This window comes from Ensifer sp. ENS08 (assembly GCF_014852195.1).
GTDB lineage: Bacteria > Pseudomonadota > Alphaproteobacteria > Rhizobiales > Rhizobiaceae > Ensifer > Ensifer adhaerens.
The window spans coordinates 204,801-226,285 of sequence record NZ_JACVBF010000003.1 but is presented as its reverse complement, the minus strand read 5'-3'; the positions used below and the strand labels follow the sequence as shown (position 1 = coordinate 226,285).

Annotated in this window: 19 protein-coding genes; 17 read left to right on the top strand and 2 right to left on the bottom strand. The window is 62.1% G+C overall.

Features of this window, described 5'->3' with window-relative positions:
* Positions 1-165 precede the first annotated feature (165 nt).
* Together IB272_RS11115 and exoR are read left to right on the top strand one after the other, a co-directional pair.
* Positions 166-1,443 carry an OmpP1/FadL family transporter gene (locus tag IB272_RS11115; protein ID WP_034796673.1) on the top strand — a complete coding sequence of 426 codons (1,278 nt, stop codon included), beginning with the start codon at positions 166-168 and terminating at the stop codon, positions 1,441-1,443.
* Positions 1,444-1,910: 467 nt separating this feature from the next.
* Positions 1,911-2,717 (top strand): exopolysaccharide production regulator ExoR, encoded by an 807-nt coding sequence (exoR, locus tag IB272_RS11110; RefSeq protein ID WP_034796672.1) that lies wholly within the window; start codon positions 1,911-1,913, stop codon positions 2,715-2,717.
* Positions 2,718-2,796: 79 nt separating this feature from the next.
* On the opposite strand, the gene xth is transcribed toward exoR, so the two are convergent.
* Positions 2,797-3,588 (bottom strand): exodeoxyribonuclease III, encoded by a 792-nt coding sequence (gene xth / locus IB272_RS11105; RefSeq protein ID WP_060516974.1) that lies wholly within the window; start codon positions 3,586-3,588, stop codon positions 2,797-2,799.
* A 206-nt stretch (positions 3,589-3,794) separates the two neighbouring features.
* Here xth and IB272_RS11100 point away from each other — a divergent pair, with 206 nt between their 5' ends.
* On the top strand, positions 3,795-5,258 hold the full coding sequence (locus IB272_RS11100; protein WP_060516977.1) for a phosphatidylserine/phosphatidylglycerophosphate/cardiolipin synthase family protein: 1,464 nt from the start codon (positions 3,795-3,797) through the stop codon (positions 5,256-5,258).
* 61 nt (positions 5,259-5,319) lie between these two features.
* On the opposite strand, the gene erpA is transcribed toward IB272_RS11100, so the two are convergent.
* Complete coding sequence (gene erpA, locus IB272_RS11095) at positions 5,320-5,652, bottom strand: iron-sulfur cluster insertion protein ErpA (RefSeq protein ID WP_034796669.1); 333 nt, start codon at positions 5,650-5,652, stop codon at positions 5,320-5,322.
* A 212-nt stretch (positions 5,653-5,864) separates the two neighbouring features.
* On the opposite strand from erpA, the gene IB272_RS11090 reads away from it, so the two are divergent.
* From IB272_RS11090 to IB272_RS11025, 14 genes are all read left to right on the top strand, one after another.
* Complete coding sequence (locus tag IB272_RS11090; protein WP_034796668.1) at positions 5,865-7,082, top strand: deoxyguanosinetriphosphate triphosphohydrolase; 1,218 nt, start codon at positions 5,865-5,867, stop codon at positions 7,080-7,082.
* Positions 7,083-7,178: 96 nt separating this feature from the next.
* Positions 7,179-8,939, top strand: a complete 1,761-nt coding sequence (gene argS / locus IB272_RS11085; RefSeq protein ID WP_113136257.1) for an arginine--tRNA ligase — start codon at positions 7,179-7,181, stop codon at positions 8,937-8,939.
* A 63-nt stretch (positions 8,940-9,002) separates the two neighbouring features.
* Positions 9,003-11,879, top strand: coding sequence for an SPOR domain-containing protein (locus IB272_RS11080; RefSeq protein ID WP_060583187.1), 2,877 nt, complete (start codon positions 9,003-9,005; stop codon positions 11,877-11,879).
* Positions 11,880-12,033: 154 nt separating this feature from the next.
* A complete protein-coding gene (gene nagZ, locus IB272_RS11075; RefSeq protein ID WP_060583188.1) occupies positions 12,034-13,050 on the top strand; it encodes a beta-N-acetylhexosaminidase in 1,017 nt (338 codons plus the stop codon).
* 101 nt (positions 13,051-13,151) lie between these two features.
* The gene (locus tag IB272_RS11070; RefSeq protein ID WP_060517402.1) at positions 13,152-13,970 is read left to right on the top strand and encodes a ScpA family protein; all 819 of its coding nucleotides are present in this window, start codon (positions 13,152-13,154) and stop codon (positions 13,968-13,970) included.
* Positions 13,963-14,691 carry an SMC-Scp complex subunit ScpB gene (scpB, locus tag IB272_RS11065; protein ID WP_060516985.1) on the top strand — a complete coding sequence of 243 codons (729 nt, stop codon included), beginning with the start codon at positions 13,963-13,965 and terminating at the stop codon, positions 14,689-14,691. The genes IB272_RS11070 and scpB overlap by 8 nt, the downstream gene beginning before the upstream one ends.
* 82 nt (positions 14,692-14,773) lie before the next feature.
* The gene (locus tag IB272_RS11060; protein WP_060516987.1) at positions 14,774-15,886 is read left to right on the top strand and encodes an ABC transporter ATP-binding protein; all 1,113 of its coding nucleotides are present in this window, start codon (positions 14,774-14,776) and stop codon (positions 15,884-15,886) included.
* A gap of 91 nt (positions 15,887-15,977) precedes the next feature.
* Positions 15,978-16,184 (top strand): twin-arginine translocase TatA/TatE family subunit, encoded by a 207-nt coding sequence (locus tag IB272_RS11055; RefSeq protein ID WP_034796642.1) that lies wholly within the window; start codon positions 15,978-15,980, stop codon positions 16,182-16,184.
* Positions 16,185-16,258: 74 nt separating this feature from the next.
* Positions 16,259-16,975: a Sec-independent protein translocase protein TatB gene (gene tatB / locus IB272_RS11050; protein WP_060583189.1), complete on the top strand. Its 717-nt coding sequence runs from the start codon at positions 16,259-16,261 to the stop codon at positions 16,973-16,975.
* On the top strand, positions 16,972-17,814 hold the full coding sequence (tatC, locus tag IB272_RS11045; protein ID WP_034796629.1) for a twin-arginine translocase subunit TatC: 843 nt from the start codon (positions 16,972-16,974) through the stop codon (positions 17,812-17,814). Before tatB ends, tatC begins: the two co-directional genes overlap by 4 nt.
* 46 nt (positions 17,815-17,860) lie before the next feature.
* Entirely contained in the window at positions 17,861-19,144 is a 1,284-nt protein-coding gene (serS, locus tag IB272_RS11040; RefSeq protein WP_060583190.1) for a serine--tRNA ligase, read from the top strand.
* A 26-nt stretch (positions 19,145-19,170) separates the two neighbouring features.
* Complete coding sequence (surE, locus tag IB272_RS11035) at positions 19,171-19,941, top strand: 5'/3'-nucleotidase SurE (protein ID WP_034796625.1); 771 nt, start codon at positions 19,171-19,173, stop codon at positions 19,939-19,941.
* Complete coding sequence (locus IB272_RS11030; protein ID WP_034796623.1) at positions 19,938-20,591, top strand: protein-L-isoaspartate(D-aspartate) O-methyltransferase; 654 nt, start codon at positions 19,938-19,940, stop codon at positions 20,589-20,591. The genes surE and IB272_RS11030 overlap by 4 nt, the downstream gene beginning before the upstream one ends.
* Positions 20,592-20,785: 194 nt before the next feature.
* The gene (locus IB272_RS11025) at positions 20,786-21,430 is read left to right on the top strand and encodes a hypothetical protein (protein WP_034796617.1); all 645 of its coding nucleotides are present in this window, start codon (positions 20,786-20,788) and stop codon (positions 21,428-21,430) included.
* The last annotated feature ends 55 nt before the right edge of the window (positions 21,431-21,485 follow it).

Here is a 21,485-nt window from a genome sequence, read left to right as displayed (position 1 = left end):
CGCCATTGTGGCTAAATCATGAGAATCTTACGTAAATTCTGTGACCGATCGAGCCTGCTAACTGCTAGATCTCGCATTTGCGATTTCACGGGATCGTGAGAATACTTCGGCCCACACGACATGAGGTGGAATGTCGCAGTTTTGCAGTGCAGGGGGAGGAGCTGGATGGCTCACATGAATTTAAAGCGGGGTGTTCTGTCGGTAGCAGCGGGTTTGCTGTTTGCCTCCGCCGCGCACGCGGGCGGTCTTGAGCGCGGCGGTTACAACATCGATCTGCTGTTCGACCCGTCGGATTATGCGGGGGAAGCGTCGGCGACCTACGTCAATCCGCAGCGCGAATTGAAGAACGTCCGTGATACCGATACCGGGAACACCAACATCCTTACCGGGACTTTTGGTGGCGGCAATCTCAACAACAGACCGAATACTGCTGACGACACCGAGAGCTACTGGGTTCCGCGCGTCGGCGTTAAGGCGGCCTTTGGTGACAGCGTCGACTGTATGGCTGACTACTCCCAGCCCTGGGGTGCCCACACCAATCCGGGGCAGAACTGGGCCGGTGCCAACAGCAATATCGAAACGAAGGTAGAGAGCGACAACTACGCCGCGACCTGCTCCTACAAATGGGACATGGGGCCAGGCCAGTTCCGTGTGATCGGCGGCGTCTTCTATCAGGAAGTCAACGGCTTCAAGGAACGGCTGGTTCAGGATTATACAGGCACGCCGCTCGCTGGTGCCTTTACCGGCATTGGCAGGCTCGAGCTTGGAGGGCATGGCTGGGGCTGGCGCGCAGGTGCTGCCTACGAAATCCCCGAGTATGCCTTGCGAGCGAGCCTCGTCTACAACAGTGCTGTCGATCTGGATAACCTCTCGGGCTTCATCGACCTTCGCCAGTTGGGCTTCGTTGTACCGGGTGTGGGCCTTGTGACCGGTACGAAATACGACGTAAACGGTGCGGCTTCGATGCCGGACTCGCTGGAACTCAAGCTGCAGAGCGGCTTTGCACCCGGTTGGGCGGCATTTGGCTCGGTGAAGTGGACGGACTGGAGCCAGCTTCAGGTCCTGAAGTTCTGCCCCGCCACGGTCTCCCGTACTACGCCATGCACGAGCCTTGATCTTCTCTACCGTGACGGCTGGACGATCACCGGCGGTGTCGGCCACAAGTTCAATGATCAGTGGAGCGGCGCCGTCAGCCTGACCTGGGACCGCGGCACCAGCCACGGTTATGGAACGCAGACCGACACCTGGACGCTGGGAACCGGTGTTTCCTACACGCCGACCGAGAACCTTGAGTTCCGTCTTGCTGGTGCTGTCGGCATCATGACCGGCGGCAGTTCCGGTGCGGTGAAGTATGGTGACGACGTCATTGGTGACGACGTTTCCTACGATTTCGACGACGACTTTGTCGGTGCCATTTCGACATCGATCAAAGTGAAGTTCTGATCCTTCGTCATCTGATCCTGCAAGGCCCGGTTTTACCGGGCCTTTCTTATGTGTGGAGCCTCTTAACCACGCGTCCGCACTGTCCCGCAATGTGACGATTCAGCAACACTTTTAATGCTAGAGTTTGCTAGGATCAGACTCGTTCCGGCTATGTCCATTTCCCGCCACAAACAGGGAGCAGCGATATAGGGACAAGCCTGCAATGTGAGTGCGATACCTGCAGCGTTTGGGGTGAAATGAAACTTGGATCGATGACCGTCATGAGAAATGTGGCCTCCGGCACGCCAGTGCAAGTGGTCCATCAAAATGACTGCTTCGGGGACTATGTCGAAGTTTCATTGTGGAAAGGTTGCGCCGACTTTGTCGGCGGAGTTGGTGCAGTTCCCGGCGGCGGGTCGTCCGGGCTTGTGTGTTTGCAGCGGTGATGGGTTCGGCGTGGCCGGCTGGAACGGAAGAATTAGACTGTGATGCTTGCGGGTGAACTAAAGTCACTAAAGGTTGCGATACTCGGCGTGTCGCTGGCGGTCTGTGGGACCTTCGCCATGCCGGCCTACGCTTTTGATCCCGGTGCGGGCGTCACCAAAGAATCAGGTCCGTTCGCGCTCTTCAAGTTCGGGTTTTCCGCCTACAAGAATGGCCGCAAGGACGAGGCTGTAGAAGCTTACAAATACGCGGCCGAGAAGGGCCACACCGGATCCCGCTGGGCCCTCGCCAACATGTACGCCTATGGCGACGGCGTCGCCGAGAACGACCTTGAAGCCTTCAAGATCTATAGCGAAATCGCCCAGGAGGGCGTGGAGCCAGGCTCGGAAGACACCGGTTACTTCGTCAACGCGTTGATCTCCCTTGCCGGCTACTATCGTCGCGGCATTCCCGACAGCCCGATCAAGTCCGACATGTCCCAGGCGCGCCAGCTTTATTTCCAGGCGGCATCGACCTTCGGCGTCGCCGAGGCGCAGTTCCAGCTCGCGCGCATGCTCTTGTCGGGCGAGGGCGGTAGCGTGAACGTTCAGCAGGCCAAGAAATGGCTCAATCGTGCGCGCAAGAGCGGTCACGCCGGCGCCATGGGCGTCTTTGGCAATGTGATTTTCCAGGAAGGCCAGACCGTTCGTGGTCTCGCGTTCATGACTGCGGCACTCGACCAGTGTTCGCCGAAGGATCGGCCCTGGATGCAGTCGATGCAGGAGCAGGCCTTCTCGCTTGCCAGCGAGGACGATCGACGCACGGCAATCGCACTGTCGCAGAACCTGCACATGCAGGGCGACGACGACTGATTGTCATCGTCGAGCGGTCCCCGAACCGCCGCCGGCCCAGGGACCATTCTCCACACACTAAGATCTGGAAAAACGCGCCTTAAGCGGGCGCGAACGCAAACGTCCCGATGACGGGCACGTGGTCCGAAGGCTTCTCCCAGGCGCGGACATGCTTGTCGATGGATGTCGACACCAGCCGATCGGTCGCCTCCGGCGACAGCATCAGATGATCGATGCGGATGCCGAAATTTTTCGGCCAGCAGCCGGCCTGATAATCCCAGAACGTATAGAGCGGCACAGCGTCCGACGTCGCGCGCACAGCGTCGGTGAAACCGAGGTTGCGCAGCCGGCGAAATGCCGCGCGCGTTTCCGGCAGGAAGAGGGCATCGTTCTGCCAGACCTTGATATCCCAGCAGTCGTGTTCCTCGGGGATGACGTTGTAGTCGCCGGCAAGGATGAAGGGTTCTTCGAGCAACAGGCGCTGCTTCGCATAGGCCTCAAGCCGGCGCATCCAGGCGAGTTTGTAGGGATATTTCTCGCTGTCGACGGGATTTCCGTTCGGAAGGTAGAGCGAGCAGACGCGGATCACGCCGCCTTCGACCGAGAAGACACCTTCGATGAAACGTGACTGTTCGTCCGTATCGTCACCAGGCAGGCCGCGATTGACCTCGTCCGGCCGCAGCTTGGAAAGCAGCGCGACGCCATTGAAGCCCTTCTGGCCGTGTGTTTCGACATGATAGCCAAGCGCCTCGATCTCGAGGCGCGGAAAGCCGTCGTCGACCGATTTGATCTCCTGCAGGCAGACGATATCCGGTCCGCTTTCCTTCAGCCAGGCCAGCAGGCTGTCGATTCGCGCCTTGACGCCATTGATGTTCCAGGTGGCAATCTTCATGGCTCGAAACGCCCTTCCATGTCGGTTAAGTCCTTGGCGGGGTCATTTCTAGCCGCTCCGGATTCTTTTGACAAATCCGTTACCTGCGGGTTTTCAACAGCGCGCGCGAGCAGCACCGACGCTTCCCATGAGGGGGCAGCGGTCGATACGGTATACGCTGCAGGCGTCGAATTGATTCCGCCCGTTGGCGGGCTATAGTCCCGCCCATGATCGATCTCGTGCAGAATTATTGGCCGCATATCCTGGCGCTTTTGTCCTTCGCGCTGGGCATTCCTGCCGCCATTCATGCCGCGATGACGAAGGACGACGTGCGCGCCGCGGCGGGCTGGGTCGGTGTCGTCCTGCTTTCGCCGATCGTCGGCGCGCTGATCTATGCCGTTGCCGGAATCAACCGTATCCGGCGCTCCTCGATCGGCTCGCAACGCGCTCTGTTGCGCGGGCAGGGGCCGGATCAGTTCGGCCGCTTCGACGTTTCGGATGCCGACATATCGGTGCAGTTCGGAGAACGATTTGCGGCGATGAAGATCCTCGGCGACCGCGTTTCACGCCATCGTATGTGCACGGGCAACCGTATTTCGGTGCTCGCCGGCGGCGATGCCGTCTATGCCGCGATGCTGGAAGCGATCGCCGGCGCCCGGCGCTCGATCCTGCTCGAAAGCTATATCTTCGATCGCGACGTCATCGGCCTGCGCTTTGCAGACGCCCTGATCGCGGCGGTGGCGCGGGGTGTCGAGGTGCGGGTGCTGATTGACGCCGTAGGCGCGCGCTACTCGGTGCCGAGCATTGTCGGTCATCTTGAGGCGGCGGGCGTTCCGACGGCGGTTTTCAACGGCAACATCATCATGGGGCTACGGCTGCCCTATGCCAACCTGCGCACGCACCGCAAGATCCTCGTGGTCGACGGTCAGGTTGCCTTTGCCGGCGGCATGAACATCCGGGTGGGCTTCACCAGCGAGATCGCCGGTCAGGCGCCGGCACAGGATACGCATTTCCGCATGGCCGGACCGGTGGTCGCCGATATCTTCCAGGTCTCGTCCGAAGATTGGCAATTCTCAAGTGGCGAGGTTCTGGCGGGCCCCGCATGGGCGATCGAAGAGGCACCGCTGCCGGCGGATGGGCCGTCGGTACTGATGCGCGCCGTGCCATCCGGACCTGACGCCACCAATGAGACCAATCACAAGATGCTCATGGGGGCGTTTTCGGTCGCGCAGAAGAATATCCGCGTGATGTCACCCTATTTCCTACCGGACCGCGAACTGATCAGCGCGCTCGTCACCGCCGCGCGCCGCGGCGTCGAGGTGGATATCATCGTTCCCGCAGTCAACAATCTGCTGCTGGTCGACAGGGCGATGACTGCGCAGTTCGATCAGGTGCTGAAGGGCCATTGTCGCGTCTGGCGGGCGAAGGGCGCCTTCAACCACTCCAAGCTTTTGACCGTGGACGAGCGTTGGGCCTATGTCGGGTCCACCAATCTCGACCCGCGCTCCCTGCGCCTCAACTTCGAGTTCGACCTTGAGGTTCTCGACCATGGCTTCGCCGAGGCGATCAATGGCACGATCTCCGACATTCTCGCATCAGCCGAGCCGGTCACGCTCGAAAGGTTGCGCAAAAAGTCGTTCGCGGATCGATTGGCGAACCGCATTCTCTGGCTCGGATCGCCCTATCTCTGACGCAAACGGCTCCGTTCGTTGTTGAAACGGAGCCGGCTAAGAGAGACGTGGGGCGCTGGCGTCAGATGGAGAAACTCGTTCCGCATCCGCAGCTTGCAACCGCGTTCGGATTCTTGATCTGAAACGACTGGCCGAGCAGGTTGTCGACGAAGTCGATTTCCGAGCCGCCCATATAGACGAGCGACAGGCTGTCGATCAGGACCTTGGCTTCGTTCTTTTCCAGCACCAGGTCGTCGTCATTGCTGCTGTCGACCAGGTCGAACTTGTAGGAAAAGCCCGAGCAGCCGCCGCCCTCGACGGACACTCGCATGGCGTTGTTGTGGCTGTCTGAACGCAGGATCGTGGCGATCCGCTTCGCTGCAGCGTCCGAGAGGGTCACGGTTTCATGCGTCATATCTGCCTCCTGCCGGGGTCAAGAACCGGAGAGAATTGCCCTGTGTTAAAGCATCCGATCTGGTCGGTTTCGGGGCCTCTTTCAAGACCCGCGGCCAAGCCGTTGCTTCCGCTTGCGGAATCGGTCGATCTTGCATCACGCGTTTCCGTAGCTTTCACTATAGGTATGAAGGCTTGAATGTCCCGTCAATGGGACGACGAATTAGGTGGAAGATGACATTCGACAAAAATGCGCTCGGCTTCGGTTATGGTGAACATGCGCCGTTCGCGTCGAATCCCTGGATGACGCGCGGCAGGCTCTTTCCCGAAGCGACGAGCGCGACGCGCTCCGATTTTCAGCGCGACCGCGACCGCATCGTGCACACCACGGCGTTTCGCCGCCTGAAGCACAAGACGCAGGTCTTTATTGCCGCTGACGGCGATCACTACCGCACCCGTCTTACGCACACGATCGAGGTGGCGCAGATCGCCCGGGCTCTGGCGCGCGCGCTCAAGCTCGACGAAGATCTGGCCGAAGGCGTCGCTCTCGTGCATGATTTCGGCCACACGCCCTTTGGCCATACGGGCGAGGATGCCCTTCACGAGATGCTGAAGCCCTATGGCGGCTTCGATCACAATGCCCAGTCGCTGCGCATCGTCACCAAGCTCGAGCGTCGCTACGCCGAGTTCGACGGGTTGAACCTGACCTGGGAGAGCCTGGAAGGCCTGGTCAAGCACAACGGGCCGTTGCTGACCGCGGACGGTGAGGGCACGCGAGGGCCCGTGCCGCAGCCGATCCTCGACTATTGCGCGCTGCATGATCTGGAACTGGCGAGTTTTGCGAGCCTCGAAGCGCAGGTCGCGGCCATTGCTGACGATATCGCCTACAACACCCATGATATCGATGACGGTCTGCGGGCTGGCTATCTCACCTTCGAAATGCTCGAAGACGTGCCGTTTCTCGCGCGCCTGATGCGCGAGGTCCATGACCGTTATCCCGGTCTTGAAAGCAGCCGCTTCACGCATGAGATCATGCGGCGTCAGATTACCGCGATGGTCGAGGACGTCATCGGCGTCGCGCAGCAACGGATCGGCGAGATACGGCCGCAAAGTGCTGCCGATGTGCGCCAGGCCGGCACCGTGATGGCGACCTTCTCTGAGGAGATGGGCGAGACGGACAAGCAGATCAAGCGCTTGCTGATGACCCGGATCTACCGGCACCCGGAAGTCATGCGCGTGCGCGAAAATGCAGCCTCGATCGTCTGCGATCTCTATCATGCCTTCATGGACGACCCGCAGCTGATGCGTGAGCACTATTGGATCGACCAGATTGCCGGCATGGCGGAGCCGGCGCGGGCGCGGCACGTCGGCGACTACCTCGCCGGCATGACCGACACTTTTGCGATCAGCGTGCACAAGCGCTTGTTTGACCATACGCCCGATTTGCGCTAGGGACCCCCCGCCCGGAGGCTTGCGGTTCGGCCGAACCGAGCCTCCTTTTTGAGTTTTGCGCCGGTCACTTGTGGCCGGGAAAAGCGGACGGATCAGATGAATCTCTTCACGGACTTCGAATCAAGAATTAAGGACATTCTCGAAACGCTTGAAAGCGTTCGAGAAAAGCGATCCGAGCTTGACTTCGGCCGTGTCAATGTCGAGCCGCCACGTGATCCCAGCCATGGTGATGTTGCGACCAATGCTGCGATGGTGCTGGCAAAGCCGCTCGGCATGAATCCTCGCGCGCTTGCCGAACTCATCGTCGAGAAGCTCAAGCAGGATCCGGAAGTCACCGACGTCTCCGTCGCCGGTCCGGGCTTCATCAACGTCCGCCTTTCCGTTTACTACTGGCAGAAGCTGCTGTCGGGCATGGCGCGTGCGGGCGTCGACTACGGCCGTAGCGCTGTCGGTGGCGGCCGCAAGGTCAACGTCGAATACGTATCGGCCAACCCGACCGGCCCGATGCATGTCGGCCATTGCCGCGGAGCCGTTGTCGGCGACGCGCTGGCCAACCTTTTGGCCTTCTCCGGCTATGAGGTCACGAAGGAATACTACATCAACGATGCGGGGTCGCAGATCGACGTTCTCGCGCGGTCCGCATTCCTGCGTTATCGCCAGGCGCTGGGCGAAGAGATCGGCGAGATTCCGCCGGGCCTTTATCCGGGCGACTATCTCGTGCCGGTCGGCGAGGCGCTCGCCGACGAATTCGGCACGAGCCTCAGGCTGATGCCTGAAGACAAGTGGATGCCGCTCGTCAAGGACCGGACGATCGACGCGATGATGGCGATGATCCGCGAGGATCTCGCGGCGCTGAACGTCAATCACGACGTCTTCTTCTCCGAGCGAACGCTGCACGCGAACGGTGCTGCCGCCATCCGCACGGCGATCAACGACCTGACCTTCAAGGGCCACGTTTACAAGGGCACCCTGCCGCCGCCGAAGGGCCAGCTGCCGGAAGATTGGGAAGACCGCGAGCAGACGCTGTTCCGTTCGACCGAGGTCGGCGACGATATCGACCGGCCGCTGATCAAGTCGGACGGCAGCTATACCTACTTCGCCGCCGACGTTGCCTACTTCAAGGACAAGTTCGACCGCGGCTTCGACGAGATGATCTATGTGCTCGGTGCCGACCATGGCGGCTACGTCAAGCGCCTGGAAGCGCTGGCGCGCGCGGTCTCCGGCGGTTCGTCGAAGCTTACGGTTCTGTTGTGCCAGCTGGTCAAGCTCTTCCGCGACGGCGAGCCGGTGAAGATGTCGAAGCGCTCCGGTGACTTCGTCACGCTGCGCGACGTCGTCGATGAAGTCGGCCGCGATCCGGTTCGTTTCATGATGATCTATCGGAAGAACTCCGAACCGCTCGACTTCGATTTTGCTAAAGTAACAGAACAGTCGAAGGATAACCCGGTCTTCTACGTGCAGTATGCGCATGCGCGCTGCCGCTCGGTCTTCCGCCAGGCTGCGGACGCGTTCCCGGATCTGAACCTCGAATCGGTCGATCTCGCCAGTGCCGTTCTGGGCCAGATCACGGATCCGACGGAGCTCCAGCTCGTCGCCAAGCTCGCAGAATATCCGCGAGTCATCGAGGCTGCGGCACTGGCTCAGGAGCCGCATCGCATCGCGTTTTACCTGTATGATCTTGCCGCCGCCTTCCACGCACATTGGAACAAAGGTAAAGAGAATCCGGAATTACGTTTTGTTAACGATAAAAATAGAGAATTAAGTACTGCCAGACTCGGGCTGGTGCATGCTGTCGCTTCGGTATTGAAATCCGGCCTGTCTATTACAGGCACCTCCGCACCGGAGGAAATGCGATAAGTATTGTCACCATTTTCCCACAATGCACTGGCACAGCGATACAGGCAATTGTGAGTGGAGAGCATGGCAGACAAACAATTCGCACGAAGCGGGCCGGCTGAATTCGATGTATTGGCAGACGATGATCCGTTGGCCGAACTCGCCCGGATCGTCGGTTACGATGCCCGGCCGGCCGTCCAACAGTTGCAGGAACTGCAACGACACCAGGAGGCGGTGCGTCAAGATCCCGCCTTCGATCTCGAAGACGAGCTGCTTCGCGCGTTCGACAGCTACGACGCGCCGCGGTCCGCGCCGCAGCCGGCTCCGATCGAAGAGCCCCGGTTCGAGCCGGTAGCCGAACACGTCGTCGTTCACGAAGAGCCGGTGGCGGAGCCCGTCGCCGAGCTTGAAGAGCCGGTGTTCGTCCAGCCCGAACGCGTCGAAGCGGCGCCAGCCCCCGTCGCTGACGAGGACTATGCCGAGGTTCACGCCTTCTCCGTGGCGCCGCAGGTTGCCGAAGACGACAACGCCGAGGCCGTCGTCGACGAGCCGGCGTTCGATCTTGAGCGCGAACTCGAGTTGTCGCTTGGCGAAGCCGATCTGTTGTCGGATGACGTTGCCGAGGTTGCGGCGCACGTCGAACCGCAGGATATCGATCCGCGTGATCAGTTCGTCGATGCATGGCAGGCGCCGGCCGTCGAAGCCGCTCCGGTCTGGGCCGAGCCGGCTCCGGTTGCGGATGCATTTTCGGCCCATGAACAGCCGCGCTTCGATGTCGCGGCCGAAGAGCGCGAAATTGAGCCTCCCTATCAGGAAGACGTGATCGCAGCTCAGGCAGTCGTCGAGCAGGATGCTGGCCGCGACGATCTTCTGGCGGACATCGAACGGTTCCCGGTTCCGCCGGTCTCAGCGATGGTTGCCGCTGCGGTGCAGTCGCATCCGGCTCTCCATGTGGAAACACAGCCCGTCGTGGCGCCGGTGGTCACGCCAGCGGTTGCCACTGCCGCTCCGATAAAGAAGAGCCCTTATCCCTTTACGCCCACCTTCAGCCGTGCGACGCCGGTTGCGTCCGCCTCGGGCGCCAGCCAGCAGCGTGCCTTTGCCGGCCCGTTGGTATCGTCGGTCGCAGCACCGGTGGCCGCTGTTGCAGCGCCGGTTGCGTCAGCGGCAGCTGCTCCCGTTCAGGTCGCGGAACCCTTGGTCGAGGTGGCCAAGCCAATTGCGCAGCCGGAGCACGAGCCGAGCTTCGACATCGAGAACTTCGAAATTGAGCTCTCCGACGAGGCGCTGAAGCTCGACTTCGCAGACGTCACCGTAGATGAGCCGGTCGTTGCTGCCGTCGTGCCGCAAGCACCGGTGCAGCCGGTCGCGCAGGCGGCCGTTCCGCAGCGCGAGCCGGAGCGGTTCGTCGAGCCTTACGTCGCTCCCGCGCCGGTCGAGCGCCAGGAAGCACAGCCCGAGAGCACGCTGCCCTTCGATCCGTCGATGATTGCCGAAGCCGAGAACGGCGTCGCCCCGATCGCGGATATGGACGTGCCGCAGCTGCCGGTTATCGAGACCGAGAAGCCGGTTTCTTATCCGGCCGACTACGATCTCGACATCGACGCGGAAATGGCCCAGCTCTTCGGAACGCCGGCTCCGGTCAAGGAAAGCCGTCCGGCGGCCGTCGAAAAGGTGGAGCCGGCCCGTCCGGCACCGGCCGCTGCCGCGGCTCCGGCCTTCGGTCAGGGTTCGCTTGACGATTTCGACGAGTTTGAAAAGGCGATGGAAGAAGACTTCCGCCGCTCGATCGTCGAGCGTCCGGCGGTTGCCCGCGATGCCGAACGGGTTTCAGCGGCGCAGAGCCAGCAGGATGCCGGCGAATACCGCGAATATGGCACCGGCCGTGGCTCGCAGCGCACGATGTTGCTGGCAGCAAGCGTTGCCGGCGTCATCATCCTTGGTGGCGCTGCCGTCTACGCCTGGATGGGCGGTAGCGGCGCGGTCAGTTCGGCCGAAGGCCCGAAGATCATTCTGGCCGACAAGGCCCCGGTCAAGGTCGTGCCCGAGGAAAAGGGCGGCAAGACCGTGCCGAACCAGGACAAGGCGGTTTATGACCGCGTTGCCGGTGCTCAGGCTGGTGCCCCGCAGCAGGAAGCCCTGGTCTCTTCGACCGAGGAGCCGATGGATGTCGTCCAGAGGACGCTGACGCCGGAGACCCTGCCGCTCGAAGGCAGCAACGAGGCCGAAACCCTGCAGGCGGCACTGCCGAACGAAGAGGACGGCGATCGCCTGCTGCCGGATGGCGCAAACGGCGAGACCGCTGCCCAGGAAGAAGACAAGACGCCGGCCGTCGCACCGAGGAAGGTGCGCACGATGATCGTCAAGCCGGATGGAACGCTGGTCGCTCGCGAGGAGCCGGTTGCAGCACCGGCGACCGATGTCGCCGGCACGACCCAGCCGCTGCCCGCAACGCCTTCGAATGAAGTCGCTGCTGCAGGCCAGGCTGCGGCCAACACCGACCAGGTTGCGCTTGCCGCAACGGGTAACGCCAACATCGAACAGGTTCCGGTGCGCAGCGTCACGACGACGGCTTCTGCCGGTGGCGAAAAGGCTCCGACGCCGCAGACCCGTCCGGCCGCACAGCCTGCCGAAAACGCCCGTCCGGCGGAAGAGCAGGCCGCTCTCCCGGCTGAGACCCAGCCCGCGCAGCAGGTTGCCACGGCATCGGTTCCGGCCGGTGGCTACTTCATCCAGGTCGCATCTCTGCCGTCGGAAGCCGAGGCGCAGAAGTCCTACAACAGCCTTTCGAGCAAGTTCGGAAGCGTCATCGGCGGCCGCGGCGTCGACATCCGCAAGGCGGAGATCGCCGGCAAGGGTACCTACTACCGCGTCCGCATCCCGGCCGGTTCGAAGGACGAGGCCAATGCCCTTTGCTCCAAGTACAAGGGCGCCGGCGGAAGCTGCCTGGTTACCAAGTAAACGGGCATAATGATCGAGTTGACGAAGGGCGCGGCCGAGGAGGCCGCGCCCTTCGCGTTTTCGGGCTTCCGATTGCCCCATGACCTTGTGCATGAGTGGGGGGGCGCTGTCTTTGTGGCTTCGCGCCGGGCAGCCCGCGCTCTATGCTCTTGGGATGAGCGAATCAAAAGCATTTATCTCCGGCTGCAAGGGCCTTTCCCTCACGAGCGACGAGCGCGATTTCTTTGCAGGAGAACGCCCCTGGGGCTTCATCCTCTTCGGTCGCAACATTGGCGAGGAGCAACAGATCTCGGATCTGGTGGCAGCCCTTCGCGACAGTATCGGCAATCCCAATGCGCCCGTGCTCATCGACCAGGAAGGCGGACGCGTTCAACGCATCCGCCCACCGCTCGTTCAGCAGTATCCGAATGGCGCGGCGATCGGCGAAATCTACCGCCGCGACGCGGAGCTCGGTCTGCGCGCCGCCTGGCTGATGGGACGCCTGCATGCCTTTGACCTGATGCGCTTCGGCATCACCGTCGATTGCCTGCCTGTGCTCGACGTGCCCGTGCCCGGCAGCCACGACGTCATCGGCAATCGCGCCTATGGGCACGATCCCGAGACCGTCACGGCAATCGGCCGTGCGATGGGCGAGGGGCTGAAGGCCGGCGGCATGCTGCCTGTAATGAAGCATATGCCGGGCCACGGACGCACCTTCGTCGACTCGCACCACAACCTGCCTGTCGTCAGCGCCACATTCGATGAGCTTGCCGCGAGCGACTTCCTGCCCTTCGTTGCGATGAAGGACGAGGTGATGGCGATGTCGGCGCACATGGTGTTCACCACGATCGATCCGGACAATCCGGCGACCACCTCTGCGAAGGTCGTGCGCGAGATCATTCGCGGCCATATCGGTTTCGACGGCCTGCTGATGTCGGATGACGTGTCAATGAACGCGCTTGCCGGCGACATGTCGACCCGCGCGCGCAACATCATTGCTGCGGGACTTGATCTCGTCTTGCATTGTCATGGCATAATGGAGGAAATGAAGGCCGTCGCGGATGTCGTGCCGGTTCTGGCCGGCGAAAGCTTGCGCCGGGCGCGGGCCGCCGAAGCCGCGTTCCGGGCGCCTGACGGTGCGAGCGAAGTCGATCTGCGGGCGGAGTTCAATGCCCTGTTTGCAACCGTCTGAGGCAAACATAGGCTGACGGCAAACAGGGACTGAAGGAAAGGATCGGGCTGCCAGTGAGCAATGCGGGCGAAAGACAAGGCAAGCCTGCGTCGAAGGCGCCGATGGAGCCCTTGTGGCAGGACGAGACTGCCGAGCGCGGACTGCATGAGGAAGCGCTGGTGGTCGACATTGCCGGCTTCGAAGGTCCGCTCGACCTGCTGTTGCATCTCGCCCGAAGCCAACGCGTCGACCTTTCGCGCATTTCCGTCCTGGCGCTCGCCGAACAGTACATCGCCTTTATCGAACGCGCGCGCAGCATCCGCATCGAGCTTGCGGCCGATTACCTCGTCATGGCGGCGTGGCTCGCCTATCTGAAGTCGCGGCTGCTGATCCCGCAGCAGGCGAAGGATGACGGTCCTACCGGCGAGGAGATGGCCTCGGCGCTGGCCTTCCGGCTCAAGCGGCTGGAAGCGATGCGCGAGGCGGCGACGCGGCTCATCAACCGAAACCGGCTCGGCCGGGACGTTTTCGTCCGAGGCGCACCGGAGCATATCGTCACTGAGAGGAAATCCGGTTTCGACGCTTCGCTCTACGATCTGCTGAGCGCCTATGCGGGCCTGCGCCAACGACAGGCGATCACCCAGGTGACAATCGAGAAGCGCCACGTCTGGTCGCTGTCCGATGCGCGGCTGATCCTGGCCCGCATGATCGGTGGTCTCGACGACTGGACTGCGCTCGATCATTTTCTCGTGCGCTACATGACGACGCCGAAGGAGAGAGCGACGGCAATCGCCAGCTCCTTTGCCGCGTCGCTCGAAATGGTTCGCGAGGGCCGTCTGGAGATCCGCCAAGAGGAGGCCTTCGCGCCGATCTATCTCCGGCGCGGACCAAATCCGATCGATGCGGAGACTCTCGCCGAGATGGAGGCAGCCCGTGGCTGAAGCCCAGAAGTACCTGCCTGGCGTTCCCGACGAGGAGGACGAGATCGAAACGGCATCCCTCGACCCCCGGCTGGAGCAGGAAGCCGAGCGGATCGCCGAAGCCCTGGTGTTCGCTTCGGCGCAGCCGGTGTCCGAGGCCTATATCGAGAGCCGGTTGCCGCGTGGCGCCGATGTCCGCACGATCATGCTACGGCTTAAAGCCGTTTACGCGACGCGCGGCGTCAACCTCGTTCAGGTGGCCGACCATTGGGCCTTCCGCACGGCCGCCGATCTCTCTTTCGTCGTTCAGACCGACGAACAGGAGGTCCGCAAGCTTTCAAGGGCAGCCCTCGAGGTTCTGTCGATCATCGCCTACCATCAGCCGGTTACGCGCGCCGAGATCGAGGATATCCGCGGCGTGCAGACCTCGAAGGGTACGCTCGACGTGTTGATGGAGGCGGGCTGGGTCCGGTTCCGCGGGCGTCGGCGCACACCGGGGCGTCCGGTGACCTTCGGTACGACGCGCGATTTCCTCGATCACTTCGGGCTTGAGGAACTGCGCGACCTGCCGGGCATCGAGGAATTGAAGGGCGCCGGGCTGCTCTCCGGCCGCGTGCCTTCGAACCTCAACATCCCCGTTCCGACCGGCGACGACGAACTGGCCGAGAACGAGGATCCGATCACCCAGCTCGACCTGGAGGAACTGGGGCTCTTGACACCGAAGGGCGAAGAAGCCGATTAGAAAAACCTGATTATAGATATCGGCTTTCCATGGCGTCGGGGCTCGCTGACCCTGCGCCACTGGTGTCAAGGAATGCAAGAGCATGGTTTCAGATCCGCAGGACGCTCCCGTCATGACCACGCGACGGACAGCGGGCGTCTCCTTCGCGGCGAGCCTGACCTTCGAAGATATTCACCACAGCTATCACGCCAAGGAAACGATCAAGGGCGTCAGCCTGGCGGCAAAGGCCGGCGAGGTCCTTTGCTTGCTCGGGCCTTCGGGATCCGGCAAGACGACCCTGCTGCGCATCGCCGCGGGTATCGAGAGGCAGAGCGCTGGGCGTCTGATGCTCAATGGCCAGGAAATTTCCGGCCCCTCTGTCTTCCTGCCGCCGGAAAAGCGTGGCGTCGGGCTGATGTTTCAGGACTTTGCGCTTTTCCCGCACATGACGATCCGCGACAATGTCCGTTTCGGTCTGACGGCGATCCCCAAGAAGGAAGGTCTGATCCAGGCGGATGCGGCGCTCGAGCGTGTCGGCCTGTCGCACTATGCCGATCTGTATCCGCACGTGCTTTCCGGCGGCGAGCAGCAGCGCGTAGCGCTTGCCCGCGCGCTCGCGCCGCGCCCGGCGGTGCTGCTCATGGACGAGCCATTTTCCGGCCTCGACTCGCGCCTGAAGGATTCGATCCGTGCCGATACGCTGGCGATCCTCAGGGAAACGCGGGCAACGGCTATCGTCGTCACGCATGACGCCGAAGAGGCGATGCGCATGGCGGATCGCATCGCGCTCCTGAAGGACGGGCGCCTCGTTCAGGTCGGAACGGCCGACGAACTCTACCGCGAGCCGAGGGATCTTTTTGCCGCCGGCTTCTTCTCGGAGATCAACGTCTTCGATGCGCAGGTTCGTGACGGCCGCGTCGAAACGCCGGTCGGAAGCGTTGCAGCCGGCCCCCATCCGGAAGGTAAGCGCCTCTCGGTGGCTGTCAGGTTGTCTGGAGTGCGCGTCGGCGAAGAGGATGGCGACATTCCCGCCCGCATTCTCTCCCGTCGCTTCATCGGCGTGGTCGAGCTTCTGGAGCTCGCTGTGCCGCGTTGTGAAGAGGTGGTTCGGGCGCGCATCAGGGCGGACCGATTGCCGCATGGATTGCGTGATGTAATGCTTTCAGTTAACGAGCGGGATATATTACTGTTTGAAAAAAGCAGTTCGGCATCTTAGGTTCTGTCACAACGAGACGCGTGCTTGAGGCACGCCTGAAAATTGACATGTGATAGAGCCTAAATCGGGGAAGGCTCAGAGGAGTAAGAGCATGGGTTCGTTAAGCATTTGGCACTGGCTGATCGTTCTGGTCGTGGTGCTGCTCTTGTTCGGTCGCGGTAAGATCCCCGAACTGATGGGTGACGTTGCTAAGGGCATCAAGAGTTTCAAGAAGGGCATGTCCGACGATGAGGCGGCTGCTACCGACAAGACGCTCGACAGCAAGACCGTTGACCACAAGTCTGACGAAGTTCGCTAACAGTCTGGTGTCGGTGAAGCCTGTCCGGTGTCCATACCGGGCTGGCGGCATCAAGGGTTTGCAGGACATATCGCATGCTTGATATCGGCTGGACCGAGCTCGTCGTCATCGCAATCGTTCTGATCGTGGTTGTCGGGCCGAAAGACCTTCCGCCAATGTTGCGGGCTTTCGGCCGCATGACCTCGAAGATGCGCGGCATGGCATCGGAATTCCGTCAGCAGTTCGATGAAGCGCTGCGCGAAGCGGACCTTGACGAGGTTCGAAAGACCATCAGCGACGCGCAAAGTCTCAATCCGGCCAATGCGTTGCGCGATGCAATCAATCCGCTGCGCCAGATGGGCAACGATATCAAGGCGGACCTGCAGAAGGCGGCGACACCCGACCAGCCTGCGACACCGAACACCGTCGATACGGTTTCTGCCGTCGAACCGGCCGTTGCGCCGGCCGCGGTCGAAGCCAAGCCCGCAGATGCGGTTGCCGCTGCGGCAATCGGTTCGGCCAATCGCCAGATCGAGCGCGCAGAGGTCGCATCCGTACCGGCAGAAAAGTCGAAGCGTGCGACCAGAACGAAGGCCGATGCGACGCCGGCTGTAAAGAAGGCCGCGCCCAAGTCGACAACGGCAGCGCCCAAGACGGCAACAGCTGCATCCAAGTCGGCCACGGCAAAGTCTGCTGCCAAGGCGACCGCGAAGCCGGCCACTGAAAAGAAAAAAGTGACGCCGACGGTGGCGGAGCCTGCTGCCAAGACGTCAAAGCCGCGCACCAGCGCGCGCAAGAAAGGTGAAGCATGAGCGGCGATATCGAGGACCGGCCGCAGCCGCTGATCGAGCATCTGATCGAATTGCGCAGGCGCCTGATGTGGGCCATCGGCGCGTTCTTCGCTGCGTTCCTCGTTTGCTTCTACTTCGCCAAGGGCCTGTTCAACCTTCTGGTGCTGCCGTTCAAATGGGCCGTGAGCTGGGCGGGCCTCAACCATCGCAATGTCGAGCTCATCTACACGGCGCCGCAGGAGTTCTTCTTCACCCAGATTAAGGTGGCAATGTTCGGTGCGCTGGTCATCGCCTTTCCTGTAATCGCTGCACAGATCTACAAGTTCGTTGCACCGGGGCTCTATAAGAACGAGCGCGCGGCGTTTCTACCGTTCCTGGTCGCGTCACCGCTCCTGTTTCTGCTTGGCGGCGCGCTTGTCTACTTCTTCTTCACACCGATGGTGATGTGGTTCTTCCTGGCCATGGAGCAGGGCGGTGGCGAAGGGCAGGTGGCCATTCAGCTCCTGCCGAAGGTCTCGGAGTATCTCAGCCTGATCATGTCGCTGGTCTTCGCCTTCGGCCTTGTCTTCCAGCTCCCGGTCATCACCACGCTTCTTGCCCGCGTCGGCTTCGTGAGCTCGCAGGGTCTTGCCGAGAAGCGCAAATACGCGATCGTGATCGCCTTCGTTGTCGCGGCCGTGCTCACGCCGCCGGACCCGATTTCCCAGATCGGCCTTGCGCTGCCAGCCATCCTTCTCTACGAAATTTCGATCTATACGGCGCGACTCGTCGAAAGGCAGCGGGCAGCGGACGCGCTCAAGAGCGAGGCTGCCGAGTCGCAGGAAGGATCTTCCGGAGAGGTCGGCCCCGCCAAGGGCTGAGCATTCGAGATTTCGCGCCGTGATCTGACCAACGCGTGGAACGAAAATGCTTGATATCAAATGGATCCGTGAGAATGCCGAGATGCTGGACGCCGCCCTGGCGAAGCGGGGCGCGGAGCCTTTGTCGGCATCTCTGATCGCGCTCGACGAACGCCGCCGTACGAACCTTCAGGCGCTGCAGGACATGCAGTCGCGCCGCAATGCGGCCTCGAAGGATATCGGCGCGGCCATGGCGCAGAAGAATGCCGAGCTCGCCGATAAGCTGAAGGCCGAGGTTGCCGACCTGAAGAACGCCATGCCGGCGCTCGAAGAGGACAGCCGCAGAATCGAGGCCGAGCTCAACGACGCCCTCTCGCGCATTCCGAACATCCCGCTGGACGATGTACCCGTCGGTGCCGACGAGACCGGCAACGTCGTCAAGAGCGTGGTTGGCAAGAAGCCCACCTGGAACCACCAGCCGCGCGAGCACTTTGAAATCGGCGAAGCGCTCGGGCTGATGGATTTCGAGGGTGCGGCCCGCATTTCCGGTTCGCGCTTCACGATCCTGAAGGGCCAATTGGCGCGGCTCGAGCGCGCGCTCGGCCAGTTCATGCTCGACCTGCACACCCAGGAACATGGTTACACCGAAGTGCAACCGCCGCTTCTGGTGCGCGACGATGCGATGTATGGCACCGGCCAGCTGCCGAAATTTGCCGAAGACCTCTTCCGCACCACGGATGGCCGTTGGCTGATTCCGACGGCGGAAGTGCCGCTGACCAACATCGTCCGGGAGCAGATCCTGGAAGGCGAAAAGCTGCCGCTGCGGTTCACCGCGCTGACGCCGTCCTTCCGCTCGGAAGCTGGTTCTGCCGGTCGCGATACCCGCGGCATGCTGCGCCAGCACCAGTTCAACAAGGTGGAACTGGTCTCGATCACCGATGCCGAAACGTCCGTTGCCGAACACGAGCGCATGACCGCCTGCGCCGAGGAGGTGCTGAAGCGCCTCGGCCTGCACTACCGCGTCATGACCCTTTGCACCGGCGACATGGGCTTTGGCGCCCGCAAGACCTACGACCTCGAGGTATGGCTGCCGGGACAGGATACGTTCCGCGAGATTTCGTCCTGCTCGGTCTGCGGCGATTTCCAGGCGCGCCGCATGAACGCCCGCTATCGCACCAAGGAAGACAAGGGAACCCGCTTCGTTCACACGCTGAACGGTTCGGGCGTTGCCGTCGGCCGCGCGCTCATCGCCGTCATCGAGAACTATCTGAATGACGATGGTTCGATATCGGTGCCGGAGGTGCTGGTCCCCTACATGGGCGGCCAGACGCGCATCGAAAAGGTAGCCTGAGCGAACGTCGAGGGGAGTGCGGCATCATGCGGATCCTGCTGACAAACGATGACGGCATTCACGCCGAGGGCCTGTCGGTACTTGAACGCGTCGCCCGGACGATTTCGGACGATGTGTGGGTCGTTGCGCCCGAAGCGGACCAGAGCGGCCTTGCCCATTCGCTGACCCTGTCGGAGCCATTGCGGCTGCGACAGATCGCGGAAAAGCGCTTCGCACTTCGCGGCACGCCGACCGATTGCGTCATCATGGCCGTCCGCAAGGTGCTCGATCGCAAGCCCGATCTCGTGCTGTCCGGCGTCAACATCGGCGCCAACATGGCCGACGACGTGACCTATTCCGGTACCGTCGCCGGCGCCATCGAAGGAACGTTGCAGGGCATCCGCTCGATCGCGCTGAGCCAGGCCTACAATCACGCCGTCGGAAAGACCGTTCCGTGGGATGTCGTCGAAACGCACGCGCCGGCCTTGGTCCGCAAGCTGATGAAGGTGGATCTGCCTGACGGCACGCTGCTCAACGTCAACTTCCCCAATTGCTCGGCGGACGCTATTGCCGGTACGGAGGTGACGTCACAAGGCAAGCTCGACTTCGGCCTGTCGATCGACGAGCGAACCGATGGCCGCGGCTTTCCCTATTTCTGGCTGCGTTTCGGCGAACGCTTCGGCGATTTCCGCGCCGGAACCGACATTCACGCCCTGCGTGAAAACATGATCTCGGTCACGCCGCTCAAACTCGACCTTACCGACTACAGTGTCCAGGATCGCCTGGCGCGGGCGCTCAACGAGGGAGCCGTTGCTTGAGTGCGCGGGTGACCGAACAGGAAGGCTTTGCCAAGATGGTGCTGCGTCTGCGCGCCGAAGGCATCACCAACCATGATCTGTTGAAGGCGGTTGAGCAGACGCCGCGAAGCCATTTCGCGCCGCCGCAGTACCAGGCCGAAGCCCATTCGCAGCGGACAATCCCCCTCGATTGCGGTTCGTTCATGGAGGGATACGACTTTGCGGTCCGTCTGCTGCACAGTCTCAATCTGAAATCCGGCCAGCGTGTTCTCGAAGTCGGCACCGGCAGCGGCTTCACCGCCGCGGTCATGGGACGCGTTGCCGAGCGGGTGCTGACGATCGACCGCTATCAGACGCTCGTCGGCATGGCCCAGAAGAACCTCGAAAAAACAGGTGTTCGCAATGTCATCGTCCGGCATGCCGACGGCAGTGCCGGCGTGCCGGGTGAGGGCACCTTCGACCGGATCCTGATCACGGCCGCCTTCAACAGTCTGCCGCGCATGTTTTCAGATCACCTCGTTTCGGGCGGCACCCTGCTGGTTCCGATCATGATGAGCGAGACCCATTGCCGGGTCGTGCGCGTCAGCCGCACGGGCAGCCGCTTCGATCGCGAGGATCTGTTCGACGCGCCTTACCTTCCGATCGTGCAGCAGCTGGCGTCGTTTCTCTAAATATTGAATTCCCGTCCGTGCGGGTGAGGAGCGCCGGTCGCGCCGGCGTTGACTATTAACGACCCCTTAACTTCCTCCAGCTTCGCGCAAGCTTCGCGCCATACGCCTGCCGTGCACGGACAGGTTTTCGCCTGCGAGTCGTCGCTTGTCTTGCGACGTCGGCGGACACCGGTCGCGAGGTACGGAGACGGCACATGCAGATCGCGAACAGGTTGACGGCGGCAGCATCCGGCGACGGGCTGAACAATCTTGCCGGGCGCAATGCCGGCCAGACGAATTCCGCAGGCAAGGATGAGCAGGCGGCACAGGCGCTTGCCGCGACCTTCTTTGATCCGACGCCACGCATCTCGCTTTCGGCCGATGCCCTGCTTTATCTAGGCCAGACGAAGAAGGGATCCGACGGCCAGCCGGCGCTCACCCGCGAGGAATGGAACAACCGCCTGTCGCCGCAACTGGCCTCGCGCGAGTACCAGGCCTTCGGCAAGTTTCTCGATTCCGGCGATCACCAAGCCTATTACAAGAACTTCATCGACTACTACGACGGCCTTCGTCCGGAGGACCAGAACAGTTTGCGCTATTTCGGGACACGCGAGGCGGCGGTGGCAGGTCTGCGGTCGCTCGAATATGAAGAAGCAAGCGGTGCGGACGGAGACGCGGCGTTCCAGACCTTGGTGAGCGTCCTGCTCGACGAAGACAAGACGGCGCAGTCCGAAACCCTGGCGCAGCCGGCCGGTCGCCAGATTTTTGCCTGGGACCTGACGAGCATCAGCTACGAAGAGGACCAGACGGAGCGGCGATCCGTATCCGAGATCGAGCGCCTCTATTCCGAACTGATCTAGCGCTAGGCTCCTCGTGCCCGGGCGGCAGCTGTGACGCTGCCTCTAGCATGCCCTT